Below are 20504 nucleotides of genomic sequence, written 5' to 3'. Positions count from 1 at the left end.
GAGAGTATTTTATAGAAATGTATTTTTAGGATATTTTAATGAAAATGAATTAAGAACTAAGGAACAATCAGTAAGGTTAGAAACTAATTTAGTGTAAAGTCTAATCTTTAACTTGTGTAAACTATGTGCCTTAACGAACAGTATCTGGCTTAGCTTCTAAAATTTGAATGGAAGCTTCATAACCATTTACAACGGGTAATCTTAAATCCATTAATATTAAATCGATATGGCCATTCTCATGAAAAGTATTAATTGCCTCTTGTCCGTTTTTAGCCCATACTATTTTGACTTCTGTGGATTTTAACAAATGGTATAAAAACAAGTAATTGGTTGTCTCATCTTCTACAACCAAAAAAGTGAAAGCTGAAAAATCATAGCTGCCTATTTCAGCCACTCGTTTTATTTCAACATTTTCCTTTTTAACAATGATATCAGGAAATGAAACAAAAAAAGTAGAACCAACTCCCAATGCTGTATCCAACCAAATTTTTCCTTTCATAAGCTCTATGAGCTTTTTTGTTATGGCTAAGCCCAAGCCAACACCTCCATATTCGCGTGTATGATAGTCTTCAACTTGTCTGAAATTCTCAAAAATAATGTCTGTTTTGTCATCAGGAATTCCTATTCCAGTATCTTTTACATAAAAAACTAAGTCATTTTCGCTCTCTATTTTATAACCAAATTCCACTGAACCTTCATTTGTATATTTTAATGCATTGACTAATAAATTTATAAGTACTTGCTGAATTTTGCCCTGATCGGCTTGGAGAACAACGTCTCTAATTGTTGACTGTGGTTTATAAATAAATTTAATTTTCTCCTTTCCAATTTTTTGCTGTTCAGTATGAACAATATCCACCAAATAATTTGTTAGGGTTGACAGTTCAAACTCAGTTATTTTTATTTTCGCTACACCAGCCTCAATATTCGAAATATCAAAAATATTTTCAATGATTTGAAGCAGCTGTATCCCACTTTGATTGATTGTTCTATTGAAATCAATAATTTCATTGATAGGCAAATTAGCATCAATTAGGCTTGAAAAACCGATGACAGCATTCAAAGGTGTACGTAATTCGTGCGACATCGTAGATAAAAATGCCGATTTTACGCGATCTGACTGTTCGGCTCTATCTTTGGCTTCAACCAGTTGCGACTCCCATTCTTTACGTTCTGTTATATCCCTAACGACACCTATAGCATGCCATTTATTTTGAAACATGATAGACGATACCGATAATTCCAAAGGAAATTCTTCTCCATTTTTCCTTAATCCTAAAACCTCAAAGCTATTACCAATTATATCTATATTTCCTCCTTTTGCAAAAAACTTAAGCACTCGTTTAAAGTCATTTACAGTTTTTGGTGAAAGTATTTTATCCATCAGGATATTTCCAATTATTTCTTCTGAACTATACTGAAAAATAGATGCTGCTATCTTATTCCAATAGACAATCTTCCCAGTTTGATCTGTTAATATAATTGCATCATTAGCTGTATTTGTAATTTTCCTGAACTTCTCTTCGCTTTCTATCAAGTTTTTCTCAACTATCCTTTTTTCAGTTATATCCTCCATATAACCTTTTATGGTTTGCAACTTACCAGCTTGATCATAATAGCCCCTAAGGTTTGCATTTACGGTAACAACTTTGCCACTTTTAGTAAGCAAATTAAACTCATAGTTGTCCAAGTGTTTGTTCTCACTAAGCCTTTGAATGAGTTTATTCCGAATATCAGGATTTTCATAATACTCATTCAAAGGGATTTTTTTCGCCTCTTCAATAGAAGAAAACCCAAAAAGTTCTAGAAACTTGGGATTGCAATTCAATAATTCACCATCCAAAGTACTGACAAAATCCGCAGTGATATCGTCTTCAAAAAAGTCTTTGTATTCTTCTCTACTTTTGGTTAATTCCTTAAAAATCCTTTTTCTGGAAGTAATATCATGAAGAAAAACAATGAGCTCCTCTTGACCTGAATGAATATGCTTTACACTAACCTCCACATCAAAAATGTGTCCTTCTTTGTGTCGGTGCTGCGATTCAAAACGTTCTGTACCTTTTTCAACTATTCGATTTATTCGAACACTAATATCTTCATTTGATTCCAGTGCTTCAACATGTGTAATCCTCATAGATAAGAGTTCCCTTTCACTATATCCACTCATTTCACAATATGCATCATTTACTTCCAGAAAACGACCATCCAAGTCAACCCGCCAATAGCCATCCATTGCAGTACGTAAAATGGTTTTATGCTTATTGTCGCTCATGCGCAATGACTCAACCATTTGTTGACGATCAGTAACATCTCTAGCGGTAGAAATGACTCCAATAATCTCTCCATTAGAGTTCTTAAATGCTTTACACCACCAGCCAAGTAACCGTTTTTCGCCATCTTTTCGTCTTTGCCAACTTCTAAGATATAAAATATCTTCCTTTCCTTCAAAAATCGATTTCACATCATCATAGGTATCTTGTTCTCCCTCAAAGTAGAATTTTGCTTCTTTGCCAATCATGTCCTTACCAAAAAAATCGTATCCTGCTTGATTACTCCAGCTATAGATTTTGTCAATATTCACTTCAACAATAATGTCAGGAACAGCTGCTAGAATTGCTTGATTTCTTTCATTTAATAATTTATAATTCTCAAGTATTCGTTTGCTATCCGTAATATCAAACGAATATTCCAGAACATATTCCAGTTTTCCGCTTTGATCAAAAATGGGGTGACAATAAACTTCGATGTTCCTGAGATTACCATTTGAATCGCTATGAATATGTTCAACAATAGCTGTTTTTCTCGTTCTCTTTACAATGTCCATTGGACAGGTATGATCCCTACCTGAACATTTTTCTGAGCGATTATGTGAAAGTTGATAACAAGTTGTTTTCAACCCGGGACGCAATCCTGCAGCCTTGTTTCCAAATACAATACTATAATCACTAACATTGATGATATAAAAAGGAAAATGAATAGAGTCCAGAAGTTCTATTGGTTTATTACTACTTATTTCCGAGTTTTTTTTGATTTGTTTTGGGATATTACTATTCTTCAAGGAAAAATAAATCGATTTTTCGATTGTATGGGCATTGATCTCTGTTTTAAAAATATAGTCATTTGCACCCAAGGTCAGTAGTTTCTCGACAAGATCAATCTGAATAGGATCACACAATAGAATAATAGCTAACTCAGGGAAAGTGTTATGTATCTGGCTCAGGGCAGCACTCTCATTCCATTCTATAATACTTAAATCAAGCATTAATAATTCGGGCTTGTTATTTTTAATCTGTTCAATATATGTATGCTGCGAATCTGCTTTGTACAACTGAAAATCATACAAATTGGATTTCAATAAATATTGACTAATTAATTCTGTTTCAGTTGAGGCTATGAATAGAATAGTTTTGATCATGAAATTTTGTCGTTAAAAATTACAATGAATAGATGCATAACTAAGCTTGTTCAATAATATTGCATGATTAGTCAAATATTAATTCCTCTCATGGCAACTATTCTTATTATGAAATTTGACATTCAACAAATAATCATTAAACTAATTAAGGCTGATTTTGCATTTGAATAGCACTATTTCATGATGGATTATGGTCATATTAGTGGGTAGGAATCATACTAATTTTTCCCTGGACGATTTTAATTAGTTCTATAAGGAATCAACTCTCAATTATCAATATTATTAAGATGCAAACTAAATAAATAGAATCCTATTTTGAATTTAACTTTTCCACATGCATATTCGATTTCATATACAGCAATATAAAACCAAACCATGTAGTTTAATCAAACCATGGTCTCTGGTTTTAATCGGAATCGGAATAAAAGAGATGCTAATTAAATGTTTGTTAGACAAGTTCTAAGTATGCATTCCGCCATCAACACTCAATACCTGACCAGTCATATAGCCTGATAAATCTGATGCGAGGAAAACACAAACATCTGCAACATCCTCAGGTTTGCCACCTCTTCGTAATGGAATTTGTTTAGCCCATTCCTTACGTACATCTTCAGGAAGTGCAGCGGTCATATCTGTTTCAATAAATCCGGGAGCAATTGCGTTTACTCTAATATTTCTTGAACCAATTTCTTGCGCAATGGATTTTGTAAATCCAAACAGACCTGATTTTGATGCTGAATAGTTGGATTGTCCAGCATTTCCACTTAAGCCAACTACGGAACCCATATTAATGATGGATCCTGATTTTTGTTTCATAAATGTTGAAAGCAATGCTTTGGTTACATTGAATACCGATTTTAGATTTACATTAATGACCATATCCCATTGGTCTTCGGTCATACGCATGAGCAAATTATCTCTGGTAATACCTGCATTGTTGACCAAAATATGAACGGTTCCAAAATCTTCTAATATTTCTTTAACTGTGTTTTCTGTTATGGTAAAAGAACTGGCATCAGAAGCATAGCCTTTGGCTTTCACTCCAAACGTTTCAAGTTCTTTTTCAACAGCTTCCATGTTATCATCTCTTTTCAAATCAGTGAAAGCTACATTGGCGCCTTGTTCAGCATATTTCATCGCAATGGCTTTACCAATACCACGAGCAGCACCGGTAACCAAAGCCGTTTTTCCTTCTAATAATTTCATAATATTCCTTTATTATATATTTGAATTTTGCCCTTTTCTATACTTCGCTGGCAAAACTGGCAGACAAATACTCACGATTTAAGCGAGCAATATTTGTAATTTTAATTTCTTTTGGACATTCTGCTTCGCAAGCACCCGTATTGGTGCAATTTCCGAAACCTGCTTCATCCATAGCGGCAACCATATTCATCACCCTCATTGCAGCCTCTGGTTCTCCTTGTGGAAGTAATGCCATTTGAGAAACTTTGGCTGAAACGAACAACATGGCTGATGCATTTTTACATGAAGCCACACATGCACCACAGCCTATACATGAAGCTGCATCCATTGCTAAATCTGATTTATACTTTGAAATCAAAATCGCATTGGCATCAGGAACTCCACCCGTTGAAGCTGATGTGTAACCGCCAGCCTGAATGATGATATCCAATGCTGAACGATCGATCATCAAATCCTTAATAACAGGAAATGGTCGTGCACGAAATGGTTCAATCGTAATGGTTTCGCCATCTTTAAATTTGCGCATATGTAATTGGCATGTAGTAATGGCATCATCTGGTCCGTGTGGATGTCCATTGATATAAAGACTACACATTCCACAAATTCCTTCGCGGCAATCGTGATCAAAAACAACTGGTTCGTCACCTTTGTTAACCAAATCTTCATTCAAAATATCCAGCATTTCCAGGAATGAAGTATCTGAAGAAATTCCCTTTACTTCAAAATTGACAAATTTCCCTTTTGATCCTGGGTTTTTTTGTTTCCAAATTTTCAGTTTGAAATCCATGTTTTTTCTATTTAGGCTAAGGCTGAGGCTGAGGCTAAGGTTAGCCACCTACTCATTACTTAGCTTCTGTTTTCAACTGCATTAATTAATGAATCTAATTCTTTTATTATTTGTTTATTTTCTACAATATGCTGATCGGATTCAGATTCTGAAATATAACCTAAAACTGCCGAAACAGTCAATTGACTAATTAATTCATAGCTACTTCCTCTTGCTATTTTGTAAAATCTTGTTTTATCTCTTGCTTCAAAACGTCCATATCCTTCAGCAACATTGTGACAAATGGAGTTAGCTGCTCTTCTCATATCTGAAACTAAACCAAACTTTTCTGACTCAGGATATTCATTCGTGATTTTATAGATAACTGTCAACAACTTAACTGCAAGCTGCCAAACACTCATATCTCTGAAATCGTTGAACTTTATCATTGTTTAAAAAAAGGCTGAGGCTCAGGCTGAGGCTCAGGTTAGCCGATTAGTTGTTTAATTATAATCTATTAATTTTTCTCTTTTTATGTTCCAAAACTTATTTGAACTCTTAACTTCATAAGGCTGAGGCTGAGTTTAGCCGATTAATTGTTTAGTAATATTTTATTTTTCATTCTCTTTTTTAATTCAAAACTAATTTGAACACCTTACCTTCCTAAGCCTTAGCCTACGCCTCAGCCTCTATTTATAATTCCGTTGCTTTACTTCAATTGCTTCGTAATTAAGCTTTTCCTTATTCATTTTTGGTTCTTCTCCTTCTCCCATATATTCCCATGCGGCAACAAATGTGAAATTCTTATCATCTCGCATTGCCTCGCCTTCGGGAGTCTGGTACTCTTCACGGAAGTGGCCACCACATGACTCCTCTCTATTCAAAGCATCTCTGGCCATGAGTTCACCCAATTCAAAGAAATCAGCAACTCGGGCTGCTTTTTCCAGCTCAGTATTCACTTCTTTCAATTCACCCGGAATACGAACATCTTTCCAAAATTCTTCTTTCAATTCTTGTATTGCTTTGATCGCATGAGCAAGTCCTTCTTTATTTCTGGACATACCAACATGTTCCCACATGATCTTACCAAGAAGTTTGTGGAAATGATCAACAGTATGTGTTCCCTTAACATTGATTAATTTCTCCAAACGCTCGTGAGTGGCTTTTTCTGCTTCTGCAAACTCAGGAAGTTCGGTCGAATAGCGTGGAACTCCAATTTGATCTGACAAATACGATTGAATGGTAAATGGCAAAACAAAATATCCATCAGCTAAGCCTTGCATAAGTGCAGATGCTCCCAATCGGTTTGCTCCATGATCAGAAAAATTGGCTTCTCCAATAGCAAATAAACCCGGCACTGAAGTTTGAAGTTCATAATCGACCCAAATACCACCCATGGTATAATGAACAGCAGGATAAATCATCATAGGGGTTTCATACGGATTTTCATCAACGATCTTATGATACATCTGGAATAAGTTGCCATATCGAGCTTCAATTACATCCTTCCCTAATCTTTCAATAGCTGATGCAAAATCAAGATAAACAGCTAAGCCAGTTTCTCCAACACCATATCCACCATCGCATCTTTCTTTGGCTGCACGTGAAGCAACATCTCGGGGAACTAAGTTTCCAAAAGCAGGATATCTTCTTTCGAGATAATAATCTCTTTGCTCCTCGCTTAAGTCTTTTGGTTTTATTTCTCCTTTTCTTAATCGCTCAACATCTTCCTTATTTTTAGGAACCCATATCCGACCATCATTTCGCAAACTTTCACTCATTAGAGTAAGTTTAGATTGAAAATCACCATGAACGGGTATGCAGGTTGGATGAATTTGTGTAAAGCTAGGATTTCCAAAAAATGAGCCTTTTTTATAAACTTTCCATGCAGCAGTAACATTGGATCCCATGGCATTGGTCGACAAGAAAAATACGTTTCCATAACCACCGGTAGCTATAACAACTGCATGTGCAGAATGTCTTTCTAATTCGCCTGTAATCAAGTTGCGAGCAATTATTCCACGAGCACGACCTTCAACAACAACAAGGTCAAGCATTTCGTGGCGTGTGTACATTTTCACACTGCCTTTACTAATTTCTTTGGATAATGCACCGTATGCACCCAACAATAATTGTTGTCCGGTTTGGCCACGGGCATAAAAAGTTCTGGAAACCTGAGCACCGCCAAATGAACGGTTATCAAGCATTCCACTATATTCTCTTGCAAAAGGAACTCCTTGAGCAACACATTGATCAATAATGCTGTTGCTCACTTCAGCCAAACGATATACATTTGATTCGCGAGCCCGATAATCACCACCTTTTACGGTATCGTAAAATAAGCGATAAACACTATCGCCATCATTCGGGTAATTTTTAGCAGCATTTATTCCACCCTGAGCGGCAATACTATGCGCTCTTCGAGGACTGTCCTGAAAGCAAAAATTCTTGACGTTAAAGCCAAGTTCTCCCAGACTTGCAGCAGCAGAAGCTCCTGCTAATCCGGTTCCTATTACTATAATATCAATTTTTCGCTTGTTAGCAGGATTTACCAATGCCTGATGAGCTTTATAATTAGACCATTTTTTTTCAATTGGCCCTTCTGGTGTCTTTGAATTTATTTTAACCATGTCAAATATTTCTTTGATGATTACTTACCAAAATAGATTATTAGTGGAATAATAGCATATCCCAGAGGAACTAATATGGAATATAAAACACCCAATAGTTTAATAAATGGGGTGTATTTTTTATGCTCGATACCCAATGTTTGGAAAGCAGACTGGAAACCGTGATTTAAATGAAATGCCAGAAATAGTAAAGCGATGATGTAGAAAATCACAAAGCCTCCCAACAAAAATTTAGCTTCAATGAGAGCAGCCATGTCGTGGTATTCTTTACCTCCATAAAAAACATCACCTATTTCTCCCAGAAATTTTGCCTTGATATAAAAATCGGCTAAATGAATGGCCAAAAACACCCCAATTATAATGGCAGTATGAATCATATACTTGGAAAAGAAGGATGTTTGATTGGTCAGATTTTCTACTTTATATCGCACAGGCCGGGCTAACCAGTTTTGAACCTGCAAAATCAAGGCATAGATAACATGTATGATAAAGCCTCCGAAAAGCACAAACTCAAATATCTTAATCAAGATGTTTGTACCCATAAAATGTGCTGCTTTATTGAAGTACATATTGTCTTCTAATAAAACCAGCAAATTAATTCCCAAGTGAACCAGGAGAAAAGTGATCAGAAATAGTCCTGCCAACGACATGATCAATTTCTTACCAATTGACGAGGTTAATGTTGAAGTAAACCAGCTCATCTATTCAAATTTTTGATTTATAATAATACTAAAGGATTGCGAATTTAAAAATTTATTTATTAGCAATTGCTGTTATTTCATAAACAGCATTTTGTGCTTAATGTTTATAGCCAAACCTGCGCAAGTCTTCTGGTTTGTTACGCCAGTTTTCTTTGATTCTGACATATAACTCAAGGTATACTTTTTTGTTAAAGAACAATTCCATTTCTTTTCTTGATTCGGTTCCTACTATCTTTAACATCTTACCACCTTTCCCAATAATGATAGGCTTTTGAGTCCTTCTGCTAACATAAATATCAGCATTGATGTAAATGATTTTCTCTTCTTCTTTAAATGAACTCACCACTACTTCGGTTGAATAGGGGATTTCCTGTTCATAGTTAAGAAATATTTGCTTTCTGATCATTTCTGAAGCAATATATCGCTCGCTTTTATCGGTTAAAATATCATCTGCATAAAATGCCTCATGCACAGGAAGCTGATTCTTTATTTCTTCTAACAAGGTAATAACGTTGAATTTGTGCAATGCCGATATGGGCACTATTTGCTTTTTATCAACATATTTCTCCCAAGCTTCAACTTTTTGCTCGAGCTTTTTCTGTTCACCTAAATCAATTTTATTAATTAATAAATAAAAGGGAACATTTAGCTTTTTTATCTTTTCTACATAGGGTAAATGCTTATCGAAATTATCGTTAAGCTCGGTGATATACAGAATAATGTCGGCATCTTCAAAGGCGCCTTCAATGTCCGACATCATTGTCTTTTGAAGTTCATAATGTGGATCCAATATACCGGGTGTATCTGAAAATACAATCTGAAATTCTTTAGTCGTTAACAAACCAAGCAATCGCTGCCGAGTAGTTTGAACTTTTTTTGTAACGATTGATATTTCTTCTCCAATAAATGCATTTGTCAGTGTTGATTTACCTGCATTAGGGTATCCGAATATATTTACAAATCCTGCTTTGAAATCACTCATATGCTTGATAATATTGTTTTTAAGAGATCAAATTTAGACTAATCGCAACAAATAAGATTCGATAAAATATAATAAGCTGAGCTCCGGTTAATAATACGGAAAAGAATACTTCACCTAAAATCCTATCAATTAATAGGCTAATGCATGATGATTGATTTGTAAAGCATACTTTCGGAAGCAGAATATTAGCATTTCAACTATGATACCTGATTTAATTTAATTCTTGCAGTAACTTTTCTCTATTGAAACGAATAAACTAATACTGTACAAGCATTAATGGTAGATGTTAATATGTTTCCAATTAATTTCATATAATAATGGTGCTGACAGATTAATTTTGTTTTGAATCAAATCGAAAGAAATTGATTAAATACTTGCTTTATAATGTAAACTACATAATTGTAGGTCTTCTGTTTTCAATTCCAGTTCTAGCATCTTCAAGTTCCGATTCACTAGAATTTCAACTTGAAAGTGCCAAAGGAAAAGAAAAAATTGACATACTCAATCAAATAGCTATTCAATATCAGTTCATGGATATTGAAAAATCTGATTCATTTGCCCAGCTGGCCTATAGTCTTTCAGAATCAACTAACTATCCCAATGGAAAGGCATTGGCTTTGATCAATATCGGAGAGTTTTACTTATCGATGGATTCTATTTCTGAGTCTTTTCAATATTTTCAACGCGGATTAAACTTATCAAAACTATCAAACTATGCGTTTGGAATCGCGTTTGCTGAGTTTCATATGGGCAAAATCTACATGAGCTTCAGTGATTACAGTCGTGCATTGAGCTACTTTTATTCCTCCCTTCAAACCTATGACAGTCTAAATGACCTGATTGGAAAATCAGCTTGCCTGATACAAATAGGTGATATACAGGTGGCCATTGAGAATTATCAAGATGCACTTAATTATTACAAAAATGCATTGCAAATTATTGATAAAAACAGAAGTCCAGAACTTTATGCACAAGTAAAATCAAAAATAGGATTAACCTATTTTTATAAAAATGATCTGGAAAAGGGATTAAACACTATTGATGAAGCCATTGAAGAATATAAATCACTTACTATTAGTGTTGAAGAATTATTGTATTATAAAGCTCAGATTTACATTCAACAAGAGGACTACAAACAAGCAATTGCATTTTTAAATGAATCATCAAGCCTGGCAATAAATAATCACAACTACTTAATTTTAGCGCAAAATCAATTTCAGTTGGCGCAAATTTTTGTTGCACAAAAAAAATATCAAAAAGCTGAAAAGTATTTTCTTTTAAGTTTAGAATATTCTAAAAAACGCAATGTCAAGAAACTAATTGCAGAAAATTACAAAGGATTATCAGAATTGTATTTTGCTCAAAAAAATAATCTAAAAGCTTATAAATATCAATCGCTATATGCTCAAATGAAAGATAGCGTGCTGAATGAAGAAACAAGCTGGTCTATTCACGATTTAAAACTGAAATACGAAACAGAAGAAACAGAAAAGGAAAATGAGATTTTAAAGAAAAACAATCTGATCCAAAGTTTGGAATTATCCAAGCAAAGGTATTTAACACTTCTACTAATTGCATTGGTCGTTATTTCACTTGTTATTGTATTCTTTATTATCAATCTTTATCGAAATAACCGAAAAACCAATGCTTTATTACGTCAAAAAAATCAGGAAGTAAGTACACAAAAAACCTTACTGGAAGATGCTCTTTCGAAATTGATGCGTAGTGAAAAGAAAACGCGTGCTATGCTTCAGGCCATACCCGACATGATGTTTTTGCTAAATGATGCTGGTATATTTCTGGAGACTCATGCAAATAATACCAATAATTTTATTGCTGAGAAAACACATATTACCAATAAAAATTTAGCGGAAATTTTTCCTGCTGCTGTAGCCAAACAATATTTAGCTGCTCTAAAAAAAGCTCAAAAATCTAAAGAGCTGGAGCTTATTGAATTTCAACTTAGCATTAATAAGGAACAAAAAGATTTTGAATCGCGGATTGTTCATATGAATGAGGAAGTGTTTTTATGCATTACTCGTGACACTACAGAGCGCAAGAGACTGGAAACCAATTTGATTCGGGCAAAAGAAGAAGCAGAAGATGCTACCAAATCAAAATCCATGTTTTTGGCTACAATGAGTCATGAAATTCGCACACCAATGAGTGGCATTATTGGCATGTCGGAGGTCATGAAAGACACACCATTAAATGCAAAACAAAAAGAATACATCAATATCATTTATACTTCAGCTAATAGCTTACTATCCATTATAAATGATATTCTCGATTTCTCAAAAGTGGAAGCAGGACAGCTTCTATTGGATAGCCGACCGTTCAATCCAACAGATGTGGTTCATGAAACCACAAACATGCTGCTTCTAAAAGCTCAGGACAAGGGCGTTGGCTTATTTACCAGTATTGCTCATAATGTTCCCCGACAGATTAGTGGGGATCCCAATAGGTTGCTACAGATATTGTTAAACTTAACAAATAATGCCCTAAAATTCACTTATGAGGGAAATGTTACTATTGATGTTTCAGTGGCAGAAGAAACCAAAAAAATAATTAAGCTCAAGTTTAGCATTATTGATACAGGTGTTGGGATTTCAGAAGAAGAACAAAACAGCTTATTCAAACCATTTTTTCAAACAGAAAGTGGTCGTGTATCGAAAAGCGAGGGCACTGGTCTTGGCTTATCCATTGTTAAGAATCTGGTTTCCTTAATGAAAGGAAAAGTTGGAATTATCAGTAAATTAGGAGAAGGATCAACTTTCTGGTTTATTGCAGAATTTGGTAATGAAAATAAAGAAACTTCCAATCAGAAAAACATAACACATCCTCCCTCAAAAAACAGAAAAAGTGGCAAAATGAAAATTTTGATTGCTGAAGATGATCCAATCAATCAAAAATTAATAAGCATAGTTGTTCAACGAGCAGGTTATGAATATGATATTGCTGCGAATGGTGTTGATGCGGTCAAATTTTTTAAAGAAAATAAATATGATGTTGTGTTGATGGATATAGATATGCCCAAAATGGATGGCATTGAAGCAACCATCAATATAAGAGAATATGAAGTAAGCAGTAAGGCCGCTTTTAAAATTGGAATTATTGCTGTAACAGCCAAAGCCATTGAAGGCGATCGAAAAAAATGCTTAAGTGCTGGAATGAACGACTACATTACCAAACCTTTTAAGCCAGATGATTTATTAAATAGCATACAAACCTTTCTTCCCAAATAAGTTGCTGATGCTTTTCTTTTCTCATACATTTAAAATTTTATATATTCTATTTTTTTCGTATCATTGAGGAAGAAAAATTGATCTTATTCACAAAAAAACAAATCTATGCTGAAAAGTAAAAAAGCAATTTTATTATTTGCATTTGCCTTTATGTATTTGTTCTCGAATGGACAGGACACAAAAGAGTCTGATAAAGTACGAGGCGAATGGTATACCGAAGACGATAAAAGTACTGTAAAAGTTTACAGAGCAAAAAATGGAAAATACTACGGTAAAATTACCTGGTTAAAAAATCCAAACGAAGATGATGGAACCGCTAAAGTTGATGATCAAAATCCGGATGAAGCCAAACAAAAAGATCCTATTATTGGACTTTTAATCTTAAAAGGATTTGATTATAAAGGAGATGGCGTATTTAAAGGAGGAACCATTTATGACCCAGACAATGGCAAAACCTATAATTGTATTATGACCATGACAACTGATGATAAAATGGATATACGTGGATATGTCGGTATCTCATTGTTAGGACGCACAACCGTGTGGGTCAGGAAGAAATAGAAAACCAGAATTTTAAGAAACGATTAATAATAATTTAGCAGTAGGATTATCCTCACTGCTAAATTACTTTATATGCTTTTTCTTTTTGTAAATATCACTTCTATTCTTTCTGCTAAAAACAAAATGGCCAGTGGAACTAAATGAAAGTGAAATCGGGATTCCCCAAAAAAAGCTAGGCTAACCAATATGTAGTATCCTGAAAGGCTGAGCACTAGCCAAAACCAGTACGAAGACATTCGCCAATACAAAATGCTGAACAAAATTGAAGCAGATAGTAAAATCAGCAAAAACAAATAATATGCATTACTCAAAAAACGAAATCGTTTTAAAAACAACAACTCCGTTACTGAATCAGTTTGCATATTCCAACTAATGCCATCCATTCCCGGCCATAAAAAATAATATAATTTATGTGGGAGGCGCTTGAAAAACGCTTTCGGATTATTTTTGATAATCTCTTTAACCAATAGCTTGGTTCGTTTATCATAATCGACTTCTGTTCCACTACGGTCAATTTGACTAAAATAGGTAGTATCAGGTTCATAATTACCCTTTGCTCCGGGATGGTTGCCAACCAGTAAATCGAAACCAGCTGTAGTTGAAATAAATACAAACGAATCGAATACTTTGTAATTCCTGATTTGCCAAGGCAATAGTAATAGCAATATCAACAAATAGCTAAACCCAATATGCTTTATCCACTTTACATCATATCTTTTAATTCCATGTTTTTGTCTTTTAAAGTAAGCAACAGCAAAAACGATGATTGGAACAAATAACACAGCAGGACGAACAAGAACTGCCAAGCCATATAAAACTGCTGACAGCACTAAATACTTCACATTTCCCCTATTCATAAATCGAATCTGAAAATACAATGCTGCTAAAAATAAAGTAGTGAAAAAAGTTTCGTTATACAGTAATGTTGTATAGGCTATATGATTGGGATAGAAAGCAAAAATAAATACTACGACAAGCCTTAAACCTGCATTTTTGACAAAAACTCTGCTCAGTTTGTAAACCAACCAAATGCTACTAATCGATAAAATAATATTTGCAATACGAGCTACTAAAACACTTTTTCCAAAAACAAAAAATAATGCAGATAAAAAGGCAGGATAGCCAATCGGATAAAAGGCAGTTTTATGTCCTTCTGAAAAATATCCTTTTCCATCAGCAATCATCCCTCCTTTCTCAAAATACCAATTAGCGTCACTAGCTATTTCGGGATCGAAAACGAGTAGCCAAACAATTCGAATTAGCATAGACAAAAAGAGAATCAGAAAAATTAACTTATTCTCTTTGGAATCAAATAGCTTTATTTGAGTTTTTTGAATCATGGATATAAGTGTAAAACAAATTTAGTCACTCAATGCTAATTTATGACCTATTCAGTCTTTCTTTTAATACAATAGCTATGTTTATCTTTGTCAAAATGAATAATCATCAAACTATTTAATATTTTAGTTTCTCTTGATTCTGTATCGAACATATGGTCAATCTCAATACGAAGTGGTATTAGTCCATGATGGCCCTACTGCTCCTGGGAGTTTAAAACCAATGGCAGAGAATTATCAAAAAGACATCCACTGGTTGAAGTTTTACAATCAAAAACAAGTATCCAAGATTACGTTTAGGAACTTAAAGACATAATGCAGTTAGAGCATAAGAATTAAATTCAAAAAAAATGAAATACTTGATCCTCTTATTATCATTTACAATTAGTGTTTTTCAGGCAATGACACAGGAAAAAAGCATGGAACTCACAATCTATTTCGAAACCAACGAATACGCATTAAACAGTCAAAACCAAAAATCACTCGACAGTTTTATTAAACGAATTCCTGGTTCTGACTACTTTCAGAAAATCCGTTTACGGAAAATTTCAATCACAGGACATACTGATAATGTGGCAGATAGTATTTACAATATTCAGCTTTCTGAAAAACGGTCAGAGACTATCAAACAATATCTTATTAGCAAAAAACTTCCTGAATTCATCATCTCTGCAAGGTATTATGGGGAAAACAAGCCCATCACAAAAAATGTATCAGATAATGAACGTGCCCAAAACAGGCGTGTTCAAATCACAGTTAATTATAGCTTTCAAGAGCTTAATATACGGCATGAAGGTGAAGCTGATGTAGTAAGAGAAATTAATTACGAAACTGATAGTTGTAGTAAAGATACTGTTGTTGTTTTACAACAAGGTACACGTTTAGTGATGAATATTTGTGAGTATCTGAAATTAAAAGATATAATTAGTTTCAAAGAATATGTAAGTACCAATGCTATACGTGAATCTGGTTTTACGACCATGGATAGTGACGGAAATACATTGAGGACTGGAGGGATGTTTTCATTTAATGTAAAAGGAGATACTTGTTTGAACCATCCAATTGTTATCAGAGTTCCAATAACAAGATGTAACGAAGGAATGAAATTTTATGCATTTAGCGCAGGAGGTTGGATTCTAAGTAATCAAAAACTTCTTCGAATTGTGAGAGAGAATGGGAAGAGATTTTATGAATTTGAACTGATTTGTCCGATGAAAATGAACCTTGATGTGAAAATCAAAAAATCACCAAAAAGAAAATTTAAAACCAAAGAGGATCTTGAAATTGTCTCTTTAAAAATCTCTACAGAATGCCCAATTAAAATAGTTTACTCTCCAACTATATTAAAACCAAAAAAGAAAGTAAAAATCAGGATGAAGTGTCCTTTGGAAACACCCTATATCTATGCAAAAGCGATCAATTCAAAAGGGGATACCTTGATTATGGATTACCAGCCACTAACTGAGATATTGCCACGATATGCATTTGGGAAATGTAAGACATCACGTTATACTAACCATACACTTATTGGACTGTTCCCTATTCGCGAAAAGACTCTTTATAAGGTTTACTTCCTATACCCTGAAGATTTCAATCGAATAATAAAAAATGAAAAAGCTATTAATTGAATTATGCAGTCGTAGGATGACTTTAAGTGGTCCTACGACTAGAATGCATGAAGAAATCACAAAAAATAAAACACATTAATTCGAGCTGAGGTTTACCTCATTTTCACGACTACTCATTGAAAGCACAGACTTGATAAAAATCAATTCATTAATTGCCAAATTACATACACAATAATGATTCTCGGTATATATGTTGCAATCTATATGTTAGAAAAAGTCCTGTTAAACAATTAAAAAAAAGGAGGGCATCATGGTCACAGCAATTATTATAATCGGAACCGCAACAGCATTTGCAATTGGAATAGGTATTTCATACTATAACTACAAAGTACACTAATATATTTACGCATATATTTGAAGGCAATCCTGAGAAATCGGGATTGCCTTTTATTTATTATTGAAATAAAATCATTTAGCAATTCTGGTCTGCCAGACTACTTCCTTCGAAAACATATAAAACATTCTCTGAACTTTCACGTTTATTAATTGTATCAAAAATCTGATTTTATCTTACTTTTGAATTGAAGCTTTCCGAACTCATGCAACAGACAAGAAAAATTTACCTTCTGATTCTATTCTTAACAACAATAACCTTTCATTCATTTTCGCAGACATTTACTTCAGTAAGTGGCAATAGTCGAATATTTGCAGTTTGCAAACAAGAGGGGCGTGAAAAAGGAGTTGACAGCTTTAAAGTTATCATAGGAAAGAAGAACGTTAAGAAAATACTTTACACATACCATATTGATGTTTATGACTTAAAAACCAATAATAAGTTCTCGGCTTTTAAAATAAAATATGAGTTCAAATCAAAAATGGACACCATGTTTCTTAGTCCTACTGGTAAAAGCCTATATATGTCTTTTCCAGATAACGATTTGGTTTGTGATGTAAAAGCAGGACGTGTAATCTCTTATTTTCCGAAAACAAGGCATTTAAAAATATCCAATAAAAAATACATAAAATACTTTAGTGACGAATGCATTTTTACTTTTGACAATTTCGACAACCAGTTTTTGTTGGCTGAAGAAAATAAGCTCAATGTATATGATGCACATAGTGGTGGCAAAATATTCAGTTACCGAAATCTACCAACTAGCAGCAAAATAGTTGATATCTGTTTTAGTGAAAACGACAAATACATAGTGGTGCTGGATGATAAAAACACCAGCTATTTATGGAAATCAGGAAATCCCCGCCTTTTAAAAAGGTTTTATGGCTCCGTTATCCGTTTTTCAAGTGATGCGAAAAGTATAACTATTGGGCGTAAAACCAAGAATAACTATTCCAGTTATGTGTACACTTTGCCCAAACTGAAACGAGTTAAGAAATTCAGCTCCTACAAACTATTAAAAGAAATAACAGCAGATATTCGGGGTCAATCAAAAGAGAATACACCCGATTTTTATGCAGATATCAAATTGCCTGTTAAAGTCATTATTAATAAAAGTACCGTAAGCCCAAATGGGAAATACCTGATTCTTGCCCTCAGCAGTAAAAACAATATTCAGTCATTAGCTGTAGTTGACAACAGCAAGGCAAAAGCAGTATTTGAAATTGTTGATGAGAACAAATCAAAGGAGGGAATAAATTATTTTTGGGCTAATGACAGCATTCTTTTTCTGGATGTCGACCATATGAATAAACGTATGTTCAACGTAGAATCTCAGCGCTATGTTGATGAGTTTAATTATGCATTTGATTTTAATACGTTTGAGTATACAATAATTCCTAAAACACAAATCAAAAAAAGAGTTATTAGTCCTGATTTACGTTTTGTCGTTCTTGAAAACAACAATTTCCTGAAAAAAGGCATTTATGCAAAACCAGCTCCCATCTCTCAGGATAAATCTTTTATTGAAAATGTAGATTTCATACAATATACACCAGATAGTAAACTTATTATTGCCCGAGATAAAAACAAAAAATATGGTTTTGTGAATACTTCAGCTATTGTTGCGGATTTTGGAGAAAAATCGCTGGAGATGTCCTATTTCACAGACACTCTTCAATTTATAGTTGAAAATATAATCGGCAAGGACGGTGTTGTTCCCCAAGGATTTTATTATCCTCGCTTTACACGAAGCCGGCATATCAGTGAAATTCAGGACTCACTGTCAATTGTTCTCAAAACAATTAGCCAAAGCGACTCTTTTGCAGAAATTAAGCTTCATATAATGGACAAAAGAGGAGTCTATTATTTTGGTGGTGGAGAGGAAGATTGGAAAAACATCTGGTGTAACCTGATTGTCCAAAAACCGAATGGAGAAACCATACAGCTTACTGATTTCGAAATTTATGAATACAGCGAACGGGAGCCTCAACCCAATGCTATTTCTTTGGTGCTCGATCATAGTGGCTCGATGGGAGAAGAAAGAGCCAAAACACTGCAAAGAGGAGTGGTCGGATTTATAGATTCCAAATCGGATGAAGATGCTGTAGCTGTTATTAAATATGACGACCGAGTTGGTGTTGATGCTCAGTTTAGCAATAATAAGAAAGCACTGTTTAAAGAAATTGGTCTTAATGGCTTATATGGCTATGGCGGAGGAACTGCATTATTAGATGGCGTTGCAGTAGGCATATCAAAAATAAAAGATACCCGAGGCTTCCAGGAAAAATCAGTCATACTTTTTACCGATGGAAATGAAAATGCTTCTTTTTCCTCAAAACGAGATGTTATTTTAAAAGCACTGGAAAACAATATAAAAGTTCATACCATTGGCTTTGGCGACTATATCAGTGAAGACTACCTGAAGGCAATAGCAGATTATACTGAAGGCAGTTATTACCGAATTTATGAAACAGGAGACCTTGAATGGATATTGGGAGATATTTACAAGAAAGTTAAAAACTACTATGGAATCCGCATAAATATGGAAATTCAGGGCGATTATGTTTTCTTTTTGAAAGTTTGTCCTCCAAATGGCGTTGTGGCCGACACGCTAACGGTTAAGTTTAGTTATGTGCCTGATAAAATCAATAAAATAAAGTCCAATCCTAACTATGACTTCAATGTAACATTTAAAGAAGAAGAGATCAAACAGCTTGAAATGAAAAAGTTTGAAATTAAGGATATTACTGACTTTGATCAAATTTCAATTGGAAAAAAAACAGAAATTGATACGGCAGAATCAGTACTTGAGCTGGATGAAACTTCATTAATTGAACACGAATTCGATCAACTTATTTTTCCTGATATCAAATTTGTATTTGACAAAACCGATATTGTTAAAGGTACTGCAAAAGAATTGATCAATGTTATTACGTTTATGAAACGGAACAAAGGTGTTATTATTGAAATAGCAGGACATACAGATGAAAGAGGTCAGGAAAATTACAACATTAAGTTATCACAAAAGAGATCAGAAAAAGTGAAGGAAATGATGGTGAAAAAAGGGATTTCTGCTGACCGTATTATGACAACAGGTTATGGGGAATCAGCACCAATTGATGTTAATTCAAATGACAAAGGTCGCCAGAAAAATAGACGAGTTGAGTTCAGGATATTGGAAGATTGATTTAATTTAGATAAATACTTTCCGGCTAAAGATTGCGCCTTCTGAAGATTGCGCCTTCAAAACATAAAATCCCTTTTGTATATTCTGAGTATTTATTTCACTCTTATTCTCACCTGAAAAAATAGTCTGACCCTGCACATTCAATAATTGAATGTGAAAATTTTCAAAAGGTACTTTAAAATACATTATTCCATTATTCTGACGAAAACTAGCATCATTGTTATTCAATTTTTCTTGCATACTGTTTGGAATATTTAAGTTGCATATGTAGGAGATTGGATTTATCTCAATAGGGTCTTTCCCTTTTAGACTTCTCCCATCAAAGGCTGGATAACGCATTGGATAATAACTACATCTAAAAACTTTATTTGCCTGAGCAGGCTGAAATTGTTCAATTATCCCATTTGCGGATACAGGATTAACATATTCCCACACTTTATTTCCGACTGTGTCAACTTCAAAGAAAACGCCTTTTCCTCCATCACAAATCAACACATTGCCACCATCCAGTT

At 34.1% G+C, this 20504-nt stretch carries 13 protein-coding genes; 4 read left to right on the top strand and 9 right to left on the bottom strand.

Annotated features, from left to right (window positions below):
- Positions 1–130 precede the first annotated feature (130 nt).
- From HOG71_02320 to era, 7 genes are all read right to left on the bottom strand, one after another.
- Positions 131–3415: a PAS domain S-box protein gene (locus tag HOG71_02320; protein MBT5989664.1), complete on the bottom strand. Its 3285-nt coding sequence runs from the start codon at positions 3413–3415 to the stop codon at positions 131–133.
- 459 nt (positions 3416–3874) lie between these two features.
- Positions 3875–4621, bottom strand: a complete 747-nt coding sequence (gene fabG / locus HOG71_02315; protein MBT5989663.1) for a 3-oxoacyl-[acyl-carrier-protein] reductase — start codon at positions 4619–4621, stop codon at positions 3875–3877.
- 37 nt (positions 4622–4658) lie between these two features.
- Positions 4659–5408 carry a succinate dehydrogenase/fumarate reductase iron-sulfur subunit gene (locus tag HOG71_02310; protein ID MBT5989662.1) on the bottom strand — a complete coding sequence of 250 codons (750 nt, stop codon included), beginning with the start codon at positions 5406–5408 and terminating at the stop codon, positions 4659–4661.
- A 59-nt stretch (positions 5409–5467) separates the two neighbouring features.
- Complete coding sequence (locus tag HOG71_02305; protein ID MBT5989661.1) at positions 5468–5836, bottom strand: four helix bundle protein; 369 nt, start codon at positions 5834–5836, stop codon at positions 5468–5470.
- A 240-nt stretch (positions 5837–6076) separates the two neighbouring features.
- Positions 6077–8017 (bottom strand): fumarate reductase/succinate dehydrogenase flavoprotein subunit, encoded by a 1941-nt coding sequence (locus tag HOG71_02300; protein ID MBT5989660.1) that lies wholly within the window; start codon positions 8015–8017, stop codon positions 6077–6079.
- Positions 8018–8037: 20 nt separating this feature from the next.
- A complete protein-coding gene (locus tag HOG71_02295) occupies positions 8038–8718 on the bottom strand; it encodes a succinate dehydrogenase cytochrome b subunit (protein MBT5989659.1) in 681 nt (226 codons plus the stop codon).
- 97 nt (positions 8719–8815) lie between these two features.
- Entirely contained in the window at positions 8816–9700 is an 885-nt protein-coding gene (gene era, locus HOG71_02290; protein MBT5989658.1) for a GTPase Era, read from the bottom strand.
- Positions 9701–10062: 362 nt separating this feature from the next.
- Between era and HOG71_02285 the strand changes: the two genes are divergently transcribed.
- A complete protein-coding gene (locus HOG71_02285) occupies positions 10063–12945 on the top strand; it encodes a response regulator (protein ID MBT5989657.1) in 2883 nt (960 codons plus the stop codon).
- A gap of 105 nt (positions 12946–13050) precedes the next feature.
- A complete protein-coding gene (locus HOG71_02280; protein ID MBT5989656.1) occupies positions 13051–13506 on the top strand; it encodes a DUF2147 domain-containing protein in 456 nt (151 codons plus the stop codon).
- Between the two features lie 68 nt (positions 13507–13574).
- Here the strand turns inward: HOG71_02280 and HOG71_02275 are convergent, their stop codons facing one another.
- Positions 13575–14846 (bottom strand): hypothetical protein, encoded by a 1272-nt coding sequence (locus tag HOG71_02275; GenBank protein ID MBT5989655.1) that lies wholly within the window; start codon positions 14844–14846, stop codon positions 13575–13577.
- A gap of 347 nt (positions 14847–15193) precedes the next feature.
- Here HOG71_02275 and HOG71_02270 point away from each other — a divergent pair, with 347 nt between their 5' ends.
- Together HOG71_02270 and HOG71_02265 are read left to right on the top strand one after the other, a co-directional pair.
- The gene (locus tag HOG71_02270; protein MBT5989654.1) at positions 15194–16471 is read left to right on the top strand and encodes an OmpA family protein; all 1278 of its coding nucleotides are present in this window, start codon (positions 15194–15196) and stop codon (positions 16469–16471) included.
- A gap of 539 nt (positions 16472–17010) precedes the next feature.
- Complete coding sequence (locus tag HOG71_02265; protein ID MBT5989653.1) at positions 17011–19992, top strand: OmpA family protein; 2982 nt, start codon at positions 17011–17013, stop codon at positions 19990–19992.
- 6 nt (positions 19993–19998) lie between these two features.
- Here the strand turns inward: HOG71_02265 and HOG71_02260 are convergent.
- A partial coding sequence (locus tag HOG71_02260) for a T9SS type A sorting domain-containing protein (protein MBT5989652.1) occupies positions 19999–20504 on the bottom strand: 506 nt, incomplete at its 5' end.

Source organism: Bacteroidota bacterium (genome assembly GCA_018698135.1).
GTDB lineage: Bacteria > Bacteroidota > Bacteroidia > CAILMK01 > JAAYUY01 > JABINZ01.
The sequence above is the reverse complement of the archived record's forward strand: the minus strand, read 5'-3'. Positions and strand labels throughout refer to the sequence as shown.